This is a genomic window from Streptomyces europaeiscabiei, assembly GCF_001550375.1.
GTDB classification, from domain to species: Bacteria; Actinomycetota; Actinomycetes; order Streptomycetales; family Streptomycetaceae; genus Streptomyces; species Streptomyces europaeiscabiei.
The window spans coordinates 1-14,697 of record NZ_LRTR01000109.1 but is presented as its reverse complement, the minus strand read 5'-3'; the positions used below and the strand labels follow the sequence as shown (position 1 = coordinate 14,697).

9 protein-coding genes are annotated in these 14,697 nt (G+C 71.1%); 1 reads left to right on the top strand and 8 read right to left on the bottom strand.

The genetic code is table 11. The features are described from left to right. Positions 1–152 precede the first annotated feature (152 nt). From AWZ10_RS04805 to AWZ10_RS04770, 8 genes are all read right to left on the bottom strand, one after another. Positions 153–2,120, bottom strand: a complete 1,968-nt coding sequence (locus AWZ10_RS04805) for a heparinase II/III family protein (RefSeq protein ID WP_060890525.1) — start codon at positions 2,118–2,120, stop codon at positions 153–155. Beyond that, positions 2,117–4,306, bottom strand: a complete 2,190-nt coding sequence (locus tag AWZ10_RS04800) for a bi-domain-containing oxidoreductase (RefSeq protein WP_060890524.1) — start codon at positions 4,304–4,306, stop codon at positions 2,117–2,119. The genes AWZ10_RS04805 and AWZ10_RS04800 overlap by 4 nt, the downstream gene beginning before the upstream one ends. Positions 4,307–4,331: 25 nt before the next feature. Then, positions 4,332–6,257: an asparagine synthase (glutamine-hydrolyzing) gene (asnB, locus tag AWZ10_RS04795; RefSeq protein ID WP_060890523.1), complete on the bottom strand. Its 1,926-nt coding sequence runs from the start codon at positions 6,255–6,257 to the stop codon at positions 4,332–4,334. A 3-nt stretch (positions 6,258–6,260) separates the two neighbouring features. Next, positions 6,261–7,781: a Wzz/FepE/Etk N-terminal domain-containing protein gene (locus AWZ10_RS04790; RefSeq protein WP_060890522.1), complete on the bottom strand. Its 1,521-nt coding sequence runs from the start codon at positions 7,779–7,781 to the stop codon at positions 6,261–6,263. Beyond that, entirely contained in the window at positions 7,778–9,142 is a 1,365-nt protein-coding gene (locus tag AWZ10_RS04785) for a Wzz/FepE/Etk N-terminal domain-containing protein (RefSeq protein ID WP_060890521.1), read from the bottom strand. The genes AWZ10_RS04790 and AWZ10_RS04785 overlap by 4 nt, the downstream gene beginning before the upstream one ends. After that, a complete protein-coding gene (locus AWZ10_RS04780) occupies positions 9,139–10,401 on the bottom strand; it encodes a glycosyltransferase family 4 protein (RefSeq protein WP_060890520.1) in 1,263 nt (420 codons plus the stop codon). The genes AWZ10_RS04785 and AWZ10_RS04780 overlap by 4 nt, the downstream gene beginning before the upstream one ends. Continuing rightward, positions 10,391–11,710, bottom strand: a complete 1,320-nt coding sequence (locus tag AWZ10_RS04775; RefSeq protein WP_060890519.1) for a nucleotide sugar dehydrogenase — start codon at positions 11,708–11,710, stop codon at positions 10,391–10,393. Before AWZ10_RS04775 ends, AWZ10_RS04780 begins: the two co-directional genes overlap by 11 nt. A gap of 82 nt (positions 11,711–11,792) precedes the next feature. Beyond that, positions 11,793–13,271 carry a sugar transferase gene (locus AWZ10_RS04770; protein ID WP_060890518.1) on the bottom strand — a complete coding sequence of 493 codons (1,479 nt, stop codon included), beginning with the start codon at positions 13,269–13,271 and terminating at the stop codon, positions 11,793–11,795. A gap of 665 nt (positions 13,272–13,936) precedes the next feature. Here AWZ10_RS04770 and AWZ10_RS04765 point away from each other — a divergent pair. Continuing rightward, the gene (locus AWZ10_RS04765; protein ID WP_060890517.1) at positions 13,937–14,137 is read left to right on the top strand and encodes a hypothetical protein; all 201 of its coding nucleotides are present in this window, start codon (positions 13,937–13,939) and stop codon (positions 14,135–14,137) included. The last annotated feature ends 560 nt before the right edge of the window (positions 14,138–14,697 follow it).

Below are 14,697 nucleotides of genomic sequence, written 5' to 3'. Positions count from 1 at the left end.
GCGCACACCCGGGCCACGGACGCGGACGGCGCGGCGGTCGGCTTCGGCCGCGGGCTCGGCGTGCTCTCACAGCCCGTCGCAGCCAGCAGGACCAGCGCAAGCGGTGCCGCCGGCCATGCCCAGTGCAGCCCCTTGATACCCAAGCGTCCTCCCTAGCCGCGGAACCTGAGTACGGTGGTGAACCCCTGCGTGCCGTCGGCGAAGCCCGTGCCGACCAGCGTGGTGGTGGGTTCCTTGCGCCCGAAGCCGGCGGAGTACCAGCCCAGCGGCGGGTCGCTCTCGCCGCGATGCGCCCGCCAGCTCAACTGCGCGGGCAGGTCGAGCGTCGCGGAGCGGTCCTCGCCGTCCCGGGTCCAGGTGAGCACCGCCCGGTTCCCCACCAGGTCCGCGGCGATCGCCGGGCCGAGATGGAACGCCAGGTGCGCTGCCCGGCGCGGGCCGCGCACCTCGTCGACCACCCTCAGCTCCTGGCTCGCGGCCGTCAGCTCCACCCGGCGACGGTGCACGGAGGGCCGGTAGCCGTCGTGCTCGGCGCACCAGCGGACCGCCCCCCCGCCGGAGGCGTCGGTGGTGTCCGCGACCAGGACCCGGCTGCGGGCATGCCGGGTCCACAGGAACGGTCCGCCGGAGACGGACTGGTCGGCGCCGTCCAGTCGCAGGGTGTTGTGGCCGAGGGTCGACCGGAAGTACCGCCGCCACTCGGGCTGTCCGTGATAGCAGTACGTCCCCGGGTCGGCGAGCACGTCGACCCCGTCGTGCCGGACCTCCACGGACAGCGCGTCCGCGTGGGCGTGCGCGGCGATGGACAGGAACCCGTGCGGACCACCGTCGCAGCGGCACCAGATTCCCTCCGGACCGCGCAGGATGGTCATCCCCGCGTCGGCGAAATGGGCCGGTCGGCTCGCCGGGCGGGACACGGCCGGTGCGGTCCCGTCTTTCGGGTACGGCCGGACGAGCGCGGCCAGCAGCGGGGTGCGGACATCGGTGCCGGTCACCGTCGGCCACCAGGCGAGCCGACCGAAGACGGCGTCCCCGGTGGTCAGCAGCGAGGCCCAACGGTCGGTGCCCGCGCCGTCCACGACCAGACCGTGCCCGTCGTCCGCGTCACCCTGGCGCGGTGGACGTAGCCGGTTGTCCACGATGGCCGCGAGCGCGTCGGTCATCCGCAGCAGCACCAGCCGGATCGACGGGGGCACCGGCACGTCGGCGGCATCCGCCTCGGCCACCGCGGCCAGGCCGAGCTCCAGGACCAGTCCGTGATACTCGGTGGCCAGCTCGCGGTTGAGGCCGGAGGGGAAGGTGTTGCCGCGCAGCTCCCGCGCCAGCGACCGCAGCGCGTCGGCTCGCCAACGCGCCGAGGAGGGGAACCATCCGAACGCGCAGGCCGCGGCGAACTGCCCGGCGGCCTCGGCGATGACGTGGTTGTTCGCCGAGGACCCCCGGCTGGGGAAGGCGGCCAGCCAGCGCTGGTGGTGCCAGATTTGCCGGCGGGCCACCGGGTTGCCCTCGAACAGATCGGCCGCGCCCGGCCAGCCGTCGAGCAGCCGGCGGACCCACACCCAGGACAGCAGCCGGATCCCCAGCTCGATGCCGCTGGTCCAGTGCACTCCGCGCAGCGGCGCGTTGGCCGCCCACCACGACCGCAGGTGCTCGGCCACCCGCTCGGCGTACCTTTCGTCCCCGGTGATCGCGTAGGCGGCGGCGAGCACGGTGAGGTGGTGATGCCGGGACAGTTCCCAGATCTGCTTGACGTCCCCGACCGCGTCCTCGTTCCGGTACGGCACGTCGAACGCGTAGCCCCCCGGCGCCCGGCGCCCGGTCTTCGGGTCGTGGAACCAGTCCGGGTCGGCCAGGTCGTCGCGGTCCACCCCGAAGAACGTGGCGTGCCCGTCCAGCAGCCGGTCCGCCTCGGCGACGAGACGTTTCGCGGCGTCCGCAGGCACCGTATCGATCGTCCCCACGGGCAGCACCGCGGTGAACCGGGCGCCGGTCACGCTCGGGCAGGTGGGCAGCGCCGACCGCCACCGCCGTCTGCGCACCGCGTCGCCCACCCGGCCGCCTACCTCCCGCGGTGCCATCCGGGACAGCCGCCGCAGGTACCAGCCCGCGCTCATGGTCATCGGGGCCGCGCCAACGTCACCGGCGCGCCGCCGGTCAGGCCGGCCTGCACGGCGAGGGTGGCCGCCGTCGTGGCGACCAGCGACTCCAGCGGCACCGGCATCGGCCCGCCGGTCCGCACGGCCTTGACGAACGCGGCCAGTTCGGCGGACTGGCCCTTGTCCCGGGCCTTGGGCAGCCGCGAACTGACCCACCGCTTGTGGCTGTACACCGAGGCGCGGACGAAGTCGTCGAGCCGCAGCACCTTGCCGTCCGCGACGAGGTCCAGCGTCTCCTTGGGGAAGCCGGGCGCGCCGGTCGTGACATAGCTGATGGTGGCGGTGGACCCGTCCGGGTAGCGCAGCACGACCTGCAGGTCCTCGTTGCCGGGCGCGGCGACCGCGTACACCGAGACCGGGTCGGCCTTGAGCAGCCAGCTCGCCGTGTCGATGAAGTGCCCGCCCTCGCCGGCGAACCGCGAGCCCTCGGTGCCCTGTTGGAGGTACCAGCTGCCGTGCTGCAGCCGGCCCGCGTTGACCAGGTAGCGCAGGCTCGCCGGACCGGTCCGGGCACCGAACCGCTTCGCGGCCTCCTGCAGCAGCGGCGCGAACCGGCGGTTGAAGCCCACCTGCAGCCGGTCGTTGCCGGATTCCTCCACCGCCGCGAGCACGCCGGCCAGCTCGTCCTCGGTGAGTGCCAGCGGCTTCTCCACGAACACCGTCTTGCCGGCCAGCAACGCTTGTCGGGTCAGTTCGGCGTGCGAGCTGTGCCGGGTGACGACGAACACCGCGTCGATGGACTTGTCGCCCAGTACGGCGTCGAGGTCGGTGGTCGCCTCGGCGAAGCCGAACTTGCGCTGCGCGTTGGCCGCGGACAGCGCCGTCGTGGTGACGACCGTGGACAACGCGACGCCCTCGCGCTGCGCCAGGTGCGGCAGCAGCATCGACGTCGCGTAGTTTCCCGCGCCGACGAACGCCAGCCGCACCGGCGCCTTGGCGGACCGGGCCGGGGTGGCCGCTCCGCCGCCGCGTCGCACGGCGGGCACGGCCACCACCGGGGCCTTTGCTTCCCCCGCTTCCTCCTTCTGCTCGGGATACCGGAACAGCACGGCCACGGCCTTCAGGTCGCCGTCCTTCAGGCGCTGGTACGTCTCGACGGCGTCATCGAAGTCGGAGATGTGGGAGACCAGAGGTTCCACGTCGACGCTGCCGCGGGCGAGGAGATCGAGGAAGCACGCCAGGTTGCGGCGCTCGGTCCAGCGTACGTAGCCGATCGGGTAGTCCCGCCCGTCGAGTTCGTACTCGGGGTCGTAGCGCCCGGGGCCGTACGAGCGGGAGAACCGGACGTCGAGCTCCTTCTCGTAGTACGCGTTCCACGGCAGGTCCAGACGGCACTTGCCGATGTCGACGACCCGGCCGCGGTCCCGGCTCAGCCGGGCGGCCAGCTCGACGGGCTGGTTGCTGCCGCCGCCGGCGGCCAGGTACACCTGGTCCACGCCGTGACCGTCGGTGAGTTCGGCGACGGCGGTCGCCACGGCCGCCGAGGAGGGATCGCCGCAGGCCGCCGCGCCCAGGTGCTCGGCGAGCTCGCAGCGCACCGGGTCGGGGTCGGCCCCGACGACACGGACCCCCGAGGCGGCGAGGAGCTGCACCACCAGCTGACCGATCAGGCCGAGGCCGATGACCAGTGCCACGTCGCCGAGTTGGGGCTCTCCGCGGCGGACGCCCTGCATCGCGATCGACCCCACGGTGCCGAAGGCCGCGTGGCGCGACGCGAGGCCGTCAGGCACCGGGGCATAGAGGTTCTTCGGCACCCAGTTCAGCTCGGCGTGCAGCGCGTGCTCGTTGCCGGCGCAGGCCACGAGGTCGCCGACCTTGACATCGTCGATCCCGGTGCCGACCTGCTCGACCACCCCGCACAGCGAGTAGCCCAGTGGCGTGTAGGAGTCCAGCTTGCCCATCACCTTGCGGTAGGTGGCGGGCACCCCATTGGTGGCCACGCTCTGCACGACCTTGGCCACCTGGTCCGGCCGGGAACGGGCCTTGCCCAGCATCGACATGCCGGCCTCGGACACCTTCATGAGCTCGGTCCCCGTGGATATCAGCGAGTAGGCGCTGCGGACCAGCACGCCGTCCGGTTTGCACCCCGGGACCGGCACGTCAAGAAGCGTCAGCTCGCCACTCTTGTAGTTCTGTACGACCTGTTTCACCCGAAGTCCTCTTGTCTCTACGCCGTCAAGGAGCGTTCTGGCCGGACCCGGAGGTCGCGCCGCGATACCAGTACTCAAGGGTCAGCACGTGCCACAGATGCTTGGAGAAGTCCTGATGCCCGGCGGCGTCCTCGGCGACCATGCGTGCCAGGGCGTCGCGGCGCAGGAACCCGGAACGGACGAGCTCGCCGTCGTTCACCACCTCGCGCACCAGCGGTGCCAGATCCCGGCTCATCCAGGCCCGCAGCGGGGCGCTGAACAAGCCCTTGGGCCGGTACACGATCTCCCGGGGCAGGATCGAGGAGGCCGCCTCCTTGAGGACGGCCTTGCCCTGCCGTCCGACGATCTTGCGATCACCGGGCACGGCGAACGCCGCCTTCACCACCTCGACGTCCACGTACGGCACCCGCACCTCGGTCGACGCGGCCATGCTCGACCGGTCCGTGTAGGCGAGGTTCAGGCCCGGCAGGAACATCCGGGCGTCGCCCAGGCACATGCGGTTGACGAAGTCGTCGAGGTCGTTGTCCTGGTAGATGTCCGCATGTTCGGTCAGCACGTCGTCGACCGTCCCGGCCAGGTCCGGATCGACCAGGGCGAGCAGCTCGTCCTGGTCGTACATGGTGTAGCTGCGCCGGAACGCGGTCTCCTCCGGCAGGTCGGCGAAGGAGAGGAACCGCTTCGCGAAGCGCACCGACCGGTACCCCCGGCGGGCCGAGGCGACCGGCAGCCGGTCCACGGCCCTGGACAGGCCGCGCCGCAGGGGCCGCGGGACGCGCTGGTAGCGCAGCGCGAGCAGATTGGCCAGGTGCTTGCGGTAACCGGCGAACAGCTCGTCGGCACCCATCCCCGAGAGCATCACCTTCACCCCGGCCTCCTGGGCGGCCGAGCAGATCAGGAACGTGTTGATCGCGGCGGGGTCGCCGATCGGCTCGTCCAGGTGGTACGTCATCTGCGGCAGCAGGTCGAGCACGTTGGGAGCGATCTCGATCTCGTGCAGGTCGACGCCGAACCGCTCGGCCACCTGCCGTGCATAGCGCAGGTCGTCCGGCATCGCCTCGAACCTGGCGTCCTCGGCGCGGAATCCGATCGTGTAGGCGGAGATCCCGGGCCGGTCGCGGGCCGCCAGCGCGGTCAGGTAGCTGGAGTCCAGCCCGCCGGAGAGGAAGGTCGCCACAGGCACGTCGGAAAGCAGATGGCGCCGGGTCGACTCCTCTACCACGGCAGCGAGATCCGGCTGCTCGCCGGCCCGGGCCCGCTCCCGCCCCTCGGCGGCGACGTCCTTCAGGTGCCAGTACCGGCCGCGCTCCACCCGGCCGTCGGGCCGGCATCGCAGCCAGCTCCCCGGCGGCAGTTTCTCCGCCTCGCGGAACGCGCACCGTGAGTCCGGCACCCAGTAGTACAGCAGCGAGGCCACCAGCGCCGCATGGTCCACCTGCAGCGACCCGCCGGTCACGGCGGCGAGCGCCTTCAGTTCGGAGGCGAACACCAGACCCTCGCCGCGCCGGAGCAGGAACAGCGGCTTGATGCCGAGCTGGTCGCGGGCGAGCACCAGGTCACCGGTTCGCTCGTCGAAGATCCCGAACGCGAACATGCCGCGCAGCCGGGGCAGGCAGTCCGTGCCCCAGCGCCGCCAGGCCTCCAGCAGCACCTCGGTGTCGGAGGTGCCGCGGAAGCGCACTCCGGCGGCCGCCAGCTCGGCACGCAGCTCGGGCGCGTTGTACAGCTCGCCGTTGTACGTCAGGACGAGGCCGCCCGAGGCCATCGGCTGGGCGCCGGTCTCGGACAGGTCGATGATGGCCAGCCGGCGGTGCCCGAGGTGCACTTCGCCGTCACCGGCGGAGTGGCTGTACCGGCCGGCCCCGTCCGGACCGCGGTGGGCGAGGGTATCGGTGAGCCGGTCGGTCACGACCTTCCCGTCCGGCCATCGGTAGGTGCCTGCGATGCCACACATGTCCTACCGCGCCTCCTGGTCGCTGTCCGGGACCCGGTCCGCCCACAACGGCAGCCGTTCCTTCCGCCGTCGGCCCGTCCCGTTCTGCCGGGCCAGCCGCTCGTTCTGGCCGCGCAGCGCCGTGTGCAGCCCGTCCCACAGCGTGCCGTCGGTCCGGTCACGCGGATCGGGGTCGATCAGCACCACACCGATCACCGGAATGCGCTGGTCCGCGAGCTGCCGTGCCACGGTGTGCAGCCACGCGGCGCCGGCGTGCCCGGCACGCACGACGAGCACGGTCTGAGTACCGAGGTGCGGGAGGTCCGTCCACACCGTGCCGGGCGCCACCGAGCCGACGCCGAGCGGGCGCTCTCCCTGTGACACGGACGCGGCACGCTCACCGCTGACCACGGTCGGGCCTCCCGGCCTCGGGCGGCGGCCTGCGAGCTGCGGGCCGGGCAGACCGTCGATGATGACCACGGGCCCGTCCGCCGCCAGTGCCGCGGCGAGGTCCAGGGCGATCACGCTCGCGTTGCGCGCACAGCCCAGTTCCAGCAGCGACACCGGGTCCGCGGAGCCGCGCACGGTGCGGGCCAGGGACGCGGTGAGCCGTTCGCGTGCGGCCCGGATCCGTCGGCGCCGCCACAGTGTGGCCGACCGGCGGGGCAACTCCGCGATGACCGAGGCGCCGAGGTTCGCCGCGATGTCCCGGCGCAGCACGGGACGGTCCGCCACCACCGTGCCGACCGCGGCCACCGCGAGCCCGAGGGCGAGCCCGAGGACGAGCCCGATCGCGCCGTTGGTGGCAGCGGTTCTGGGCAGGGAGTGCCGCACCGCGCGGGGTGCGTCCACGATCTGTGTGCCGGCGACGAGTTGGGGCGTGCCGATGCGCGCCTCCGCTGCGCGCTGGTCGAAGTCGGAGATCCGCGAGGTGAGTTCGGCCCGGCGGGCGAAGAGCGACTCCATGTCCGCCGAAGCCTTCGGCCCGCTGTCCGGCGATGCCTCTCCGATCGCCTTGTTGACCTGGGCGAGGTCGTCCTGTATTCGGTCGCGCTGGTCGAGCAGGGCCTTGGCCTCGGCGTTCGCGGCTTCCTGTATCCGCTTCACATGGTCCGCGACGAACGCGTCGGCCAGTGCCTCGGCGCGGGCCACCGCTTCCGCGTCGCTGTCGGCAGTCACATCGATCTGGAGCAGGTTGTTGGTCAGGCCGATGCCCTCGTAGTCCTGCATGAAGTCCTCCGGTTTCTCCGGGGACTTGAGGGACCGCAGGGCCTCGTCCGCGATCCGAGTGGTGTGCAGCAGCGCCACGTCGGTGCGGATCAGCGTTCCGGGGTCGTTCGGCTGGTCCTCCTGGTGCGCGACCAGCACCTTGGTCACCGCGGTCGGTGGCGGCGGCAGCAGGACCGCCACCGCCGTGCCGCCCAGCAGCCCCAGCAGCGCCATGGAGCACCAGAGGCTGCGTCGCCTGCGCACGGAAACCACCAGCGCCTGCAGGTCCAGCAGGGGAGCGGTGGCCGACGACTCCGAAGTCGTGCTCGTCGTCACTGTGAGCCTCCCGTCGCGTTGTCGCCGACCGCGAGGGCCGGCGTGGCGGTGTCCCGGGGAAGGCCGGCGGACCGTGTCGGACGGGCCAGGACAGGGCCGGCGATGACGATGCCGACGACCTCGTGCTCGGCGTCCGCGCACGCCTCGGCGATGCCGGCGAGTTCCCCCGCGGTCCAACTGCCCGCGCTGAGCACGACCAGGGCACCGGACTCGTCGTCGCGGTCCGGCACCAGCGGCTGGTACACCGAAACCCCCACCACCCGCAGCAAAGGATCACTCTCGGCCTCGGCGACGAGCTGCCCGGCGGCCCGGCGGGCGATCTCGTCGCCGTCCGGGACGACGACCAGCAGCCGTCGGGGGGCGGGCAGCTGGTCCCGTAGGCGGGCGCACACCCGTCGGTAGCGGATCTGGCGGTCGGCCTCGTCGCCGGACGTCCGCGGGGTCGGTATGTCCCACCGGGTGTCGACGCCCAGCAGTCGGCGGATCCGGGCCCGCGGGCCACGGCCCGCCGGCCGGTGCGCGCGCTGTTCACCGGGTACGTCGACGGTGCCCAGCAGCGCGGAGCCCAGTGCCGTGGCGATCTCCGGTTCGGTGCGCAGCCGACGGCTCGTCCGTGCGGCGACGAGATGGCCGATGACCGCGAGCAGGAAGAACAGCAGCGCCCCGGCGACGATGAGCTGTATCCGTGTCGGCGGTGCCTCGCCTGCAGGCCGGGCCGCCGGCCCCATGACGACCATGTTGGCCTGCTCGGCAGCCGGGTCGGCCTGGTCCAGCTTGTCGATGGCCTCCTGCAGCGCGGTGCGCAGCTTTTCGAGCTCGGTACGGGTCTGCACGCTCTCCACGGTCTGCCCGGGACCCGCCGCGTCGGCCAGCTCGGTGATGCGGCGACTGGTCTGCACCACCGACTGCCGCAGCGCCTCGGGCGCCGCCGCTTCCGCGTCGGTGCTGTCGCCTGCGATCCGCGCGGCGAACGCGACGAACTGCTGGGCCACCTGGTCGGAGAGTTGCTGTGCGCGCTTGGGGGTGTCGGCCGTGCCCGAGATCTTGATGATGTTCCCGTCGGCGGTCGTGGCGCTCACCCGATCCCGCAGTTCGCTGCCGCTGACCCCGGTCCAGCCGAGCTTGGCGGCCGCGCGGTCCACCACCACCGAACTGGTCGCGATCTCCGCCTGGGTCAGCAGTTCGCGCTCCTCCCACGCTCCCGGCAGCAGGACCGATGCCGATGTCGTGTAGCGCGGTGGAAGCAGCAACGAGGTGCCGTAGCCGAGGAGCGCACCCACCACGGTGAGGATGGTGAGAAGCCGTCGGCGCCGACGGATAATCCGCCCGACCGTGACCAGGCGTATCGTGTCATCGCTCAACGGTGCGGCCTCCCTGCCCGGTTCGGTCGGCCCGTGGACACCGGGGCGTGGTCACGGCAGGCGGCGGCGTAGGCGGCGAGCAGTGATCGCTGGGAGTTCCGCCAGGAGAGCGGCCCGCTGATCCGCTCCTGGCCGATCCTGCCCATCCGGGCCCGCGTCTCCGGATCGTCCAGCAGCCGCGCGATGAGTCCGGCGAACTCGGCCTCGTCGTTGGCGGGCGCGTAGAGGGCGGCGTCACCGGCGGAGACCCGTGCCTCCCGGAGGTCGAACGAGACGATCGGCCGGCCCATCGCCATGTACTCCAGGACCTTGTTCATGGTCGACACGTCGTTGAGCGGATTACGCGGGTCGGGGGAGAGGCACACGTCGGCGGTGGACAGGTAGCGCACCAGGTCGGCGTCAGGAATGCGCCCGGTGAACTGCACCTGGTCAAAGAGACCGAGTCTGCCGGACAGTTCGACCATCGCGTCGAAGGCGTCGCCGGAGCCGACGAACACCGCATGCCAGTCGGTCCGCCCGAACTCGTCACGCAGTTTCGCGAGAGCCCGTAGGGCGTAGTCGACGCCGTCCTGCGGGCCCATGACGCCGAGATAGCACAGCAGGTGAGGCTTGCCGCGCTTCAACTCCGGCTCGGGCGGAACCGGTTGGAAGCGGTCGGTCTGCGGCGCGCTGCGCACCACGAAAACGTCCTCCGGCCGACGGCCGCCACGGCGCAGCGCGACGTCCCGGTAGCTCTCGTTCGTGGCGAGGACGACGTCCGCGGCCCGATAGGTCCGCCGTTCCAGCGCGCACACGGCGCGGTAGAGCAGGTCTTCGCCGCGGTCGAACCGGGAGAGGTACAGCTCGGGTACCAGGTCGTGCTGGTCGAAGACGAACCGCGCGCCGCGCCGCTTCAGCCACAGTGCCGGCAGGAACAGCAGGTCGGGCGGGTTGCAGGCGTGGACCACGTCGACCGGGCCGACCTTACGGGCCAGCCGGACCGTATGCCACAACGCCGATCCGTACTCCCGCAGGTAGCCGGCCGGCCCTCCGGTGGCCGCGCGCAACGGGTAGCGGTGGATCCGCACCCCGTCGATCTCCGCCTCCGGCTCCGTGTCCCGCTTGCTGCCCTGGGGACAGATGACGTGCACCGTCCAGCCCGCGTCGCGCAGCGTCATGCACTCCTGCCACACCCGCCGGTCGAACGGCACCGACAGGTTCTCCACCAGTATCAGCGCGCGCCGGTCCCGCCGGTCGCCGCTGGTCGTGTCACCAAGCAAGGCCCATGTACCCCGGTTCTGTTCGGCGCGCCTCGGCGTCGGGAAGGTGGATGAGGTCGACTATCACCGGGCCGTCGTCGCCATGAGGCAGCGCCGACAGCACAGCCGGATCCCTGGTTCCGACCAGGACCACCTCGGAGTGCCGGAGCACCTCGTCGACGGAGTCCGCGAGCAGTTGCGCGAGGTGCGGCAGCCGGGTCTCGATGTACTCGCGGTTCGCGCCGAGGAGTCGGGACAGGCTCACGTTGGCGTCGTAGATCTTCAGGTCGTACCCCTTGCCGTAGAGCCTCTCCGCCAGCTCGACGAGCGGGCTCTCGCGAAGGTCGTCGGTGCCGGGTTTGAAGGACAGCCCGAACAGGCCCGCCCGGCGCTTGCCGGTGCGCTCGACCAGCTCCACCGCGCGCTGCAGATGGTCGGAGTTGGAGGGCAGCACGTGGGCGAGGATGGGTACGGAGACGTCGGCCCGCTGCGCCGCGTGGACCAGGCTGCGCAGGTCCTTGGGCAGGCAGGAGCCACCGAAGGCGAAGCCGGGCCGCAGGTAGGCGGGGCTGATGTTCAGCTTGCGGTCGGCCAGGAACACGTCCATCACCTGGTGCGAGTCCACCCCGAGTGCCTGGCACACCGCGCCCAGCTCGTTCGCGAAGCCGATCTTGAGGCCGTGGAACGCGTTGTCCGCGTACTTGATCGCCTCGGCCGTCGGGACCGGCACCCGGAACACCTCGCCCGGCAGGCCGTCGTACAGCGCAATGACCGCATCGCCGCTCGCCGGGTCGAGCTCGCCGATGACGGTCTTGGGCGGGTCGAAGAAGTCCAGCACGCTGGTGCCCTCGCGCAGGAACTCCGGGTTGACCGCGACGCCGATGTCCACCCCGGCCGTGCCGCCGACGTACTTCTCCAGGATCGGTACCAGCAGGTTCAGGCAGGTGCCCGGGAGCATGGTGCTGCGGAACACGACGGTGTGCCGCCCACCCCGCTCGGCCAGCGCGGCGCCGATCTGCTCCGTGACCCGTTCCAAGTACGTGGTGCACAGGCTGCCGTTGGGCTCCGACGGTGTGCCCACGCAGACCAGCGACACCTCGCTGTCCATGATCGCCTCGTGGACGTCGGCGGTGGCGCGTAGCGCTCCGGTCCGCACGACGTCGGCGATCAGTTCTCCTATCCGTTCCTCGACCACCGGGGCCTTGCCGTCGTTGACCAGGTCGACCTTCACCTGGTTCACGTCCACCCCGATGACCTGGTGACCCATGCTGGCCAGGCACGCGGCCGACACGCAGCCCACGTAGCCGAGCCCGAAAACGCTGACCCTCATGACGTGTCTCTCCCCCCAGGCAGGCCTTCCCGGCCTGCGGTCCGCGCGTCGGCGGGACCGTTGAGTTGCAGCCGCCCGCGCATCAGTAGGCCCCCTGCCCGTGGAGCACCGCGCGCATCGTCTTCCACAAGATCACTGTGTCCAGGGCGAGCGACCAGTCCTCCACGTACCGCAGATCCAGCCGGACCGCCTCTTCCCACGACAGGTCGCTGCGTCCGCTGATCTGCCACAGCCCGGTGAGTCCGGGCTTGACCAGTAGCCGCCGCCGGATGTCCGGGCCGTACGCGGCGGACTCCTCCGGCAGCGGAGGCCGCGGACCGACGAGCGACATCGATCCGGTGAGCACGTTGAAAAGCTGCGGGAGCTCGTCCACCGAGTACCGGCGCAGCACTGCTCCCACCCGGGTCACCCGCGGATCCCGGCGGAGCTTGAACAGCAGACCGGCGCCCTCGTTGCGGTCGGCCAGCGCGGCCTGAGCCCGGTCGGCCCCGGCGACCATGGTGCGGAACTTGAGAATGGTGAACTCGCGGCCGTCCTTGCCGACCCTGCGCTGGCGGTAGAACGCCCCACCCCGACTGTCCACCAGCACGAGCAGCCCGACCAACACCATCAGCGGCGCGAACACCATCAGCAGGATCGCCGCGCCCATCCGGTCGACGACGCCTTTGACCGCCCGGCGGCCCCCGGTGAAGGTCGGCATACTGACCCGCAGCAGCGGGATCCCGAGCACCGCGTCGACGTGCAGCCGCGGGCCGGCCACCTCCATCAGCACGGGGGCCACGACCATTTCGGCGTCGCTGCCTTCGAGATTCCAAGCGAGCCGCCGCAGCCGGTCCGGTGACCAGTGCGGGTCCGGTGTGACCGCGACGACACGGTAGCCGTCGCGCCGGACATGGAGGGCGACGTCCGTCAGTCGGCCGACGATCGGCACTCCGTCCAACAGATCACCGTCGAGCCCGAGACCGTCCGTCATGCACACCGCGTCCACTCGCCAGCCGAGGTGCGGGAACTTGCGGGTCCGGGTGATCAGGTCGCGCACGGTGGCCGGGCTCCCGGCAGCGAGCACCGGTCGCAGGCACCGCCCCTCCTTCCGTTGTTTGTGCAACGACAGGCGCAGCAGATATCGCGCGGTCATGGTGACGATCGCGATCGCGGGGATCGCGACGAAGATCCAGAGCTTGACGTTGCGTGAGGTGATGGCGATCCCGCCGAGCGCCAGGACGACGGTCGCCGTGAACATGGAGCGTCCGAGCCGACGGAATTCCTCGGCGCCCTGGCCGAGCACCGCCGGAGCCCATGACCTGCTCACCGCGAGTGCCCCCAGCACCAGCAGTTCGGTGCCGAATGCGAGAATTCCCCACTTCTCATGCCAGTTGGCCGCGTCCCGGGCCCCGAAGAAGTTGCCGATCGCCGCCACCACGAAGGCAGTGGCCACGGTATCGCTGATGATCACGTTACGGCGGTACCGCTGTTCCCACTCGATCGAGGGCCGGCTGATTGCCCCGTTCGCCAGACGCCCCCGCGCCGACGGAAACGGGCTGACCAATTCCCCTTGCCGCACAGAACCCCCCAAGGTCCCCAGTGGTTCGACGTGTTGTTCGCCTCACACTGATTCCTCGCCCCAGGGGCCCCCGCCCCCGCACCGCTCCTCCCCTCGAGGGCCCCCGCCCCCGTGCCGCGCCGTCCCTCCCTGCGGGAAGCCCCGTCTTCGCGCAGGGCATCCCGGCCATTGCAGAGTTACTTGCACAATCCAGCCTGGTCGCAGCGGACTCCATGTCCTGCCAGACCCTCGAAGTGCGCGGGACCCGTCGAAATCGCGGGTGCTCCCCTTACCCGAATTACCCGAAGCTCCCTCTCGGGCTCCAAGAATTGATCATCCCCACGTCTGGCGCCGGGGACGCCACTGCTGGCTCTCCGTAGCGCCGGACCTATAGATCATTAACGGTCGCCTCGTGTTCGAATAGCTGAAGCACGGTCAATCTAGACCATCGGGGCCAGATATGAAGAGGTGATGTATGTAATTTGTGTTCAAGCTTTGGGACTGGATGCACCGATAGGTGACCGACTATGGGCGCCTTCACGCCACCGCACGTTCCAGCAGCTCGCCCGGCCCCCGGGCGCGGCTTCGGGCGACAGTGATCGGCGAACTGCAGCGGACCTTCTGCGGCGCCCGGTTGTTCGGCAGCGACTTCCCGCCGTTCGTCCACTGCGGTCGGCTGCTGGGGAGTGCCCGACGAGGGCGGGGCGATCCACCAGGACAACGAGACGATCGACTTGATCGCGTCGGTGTCCGGCGGCATCGTGATCACCGCCGGGCAGCGCGGGGGCTCCCCGCAGTTCGAGGTTGTCCTGGGCGGCATCAGGGGAGAGACAGACGCACGGACACGAAGGAGCGAATGGTGCCAGGCGCTGTACTGCGAGGGGTGACTCTGGACTGTTGAAGAGTTCGCGCATCCCGGTCAGTGCACCGTAACCGGCCAAAGCCACACCGTACTCGCCACATCCACCGCTGAAGTAGCGTTTACCCCTGCCTCAGAGCAACGGGTGGCTGTGACCGGCGCTTTCGATACACGCCCCAGGAGATCCGTTCGCATCGGCGGCGCCTGACGGGGCGCCGTGCCCTGCTCATCCTGGGCCACCCGCGCTGAGGCAACACCTGCACCCGCCTGCCTGGTGATTCTGGACGGGACGCTGCCGACCGACCGCTCTGGGTCGGTCAGAACCTGGACGTTCAGGCCATGCTGTTGACAAGGGCGGCCGCCCGCTGTGCCCTGCCCGCAACAGCTCGGTGTGGAAGTCGAGTCTCATGTCGCACCGGATCTGCTGAGGTGGTCAGGGCCGGACGGCGCCTCCATCGTAGGTCGGCGAACCCTGACGGTTCGCTCTGGTGGTTGCCGCGGTGCGCGGTCTGGGGGTCAGTGCCGCGCGCAGCGCCGGGGTGAGGATGTGGCGGGCCTCGGACGGGGTGAGCGCGGCGGGGGTGGGGA

Coding starts and splice junctions, on each gene's coding strand:
- AWZ10_RS04805 (WP_060890525.1), bottom strand. CDS start 2,120: ATGACCATGAGCGCGGGCTGGTACCTGCGGCGGCTGTCCCGGATGGCA.
- asnB (WP_060890523.1), bottom strand. CDS start 6,257: ATGTGTGGCATCGCAGGCACCTACCGATGGCCGGACGGGAAGGTCGTG.
- AWZ10_RS04775 (WP_060890519.1), bottom strand. CDS start 11,710: ATGAGGGTCAGCGTTTTCGGGCTCGGCTACGTGGGCTGCGTGTCGGCC.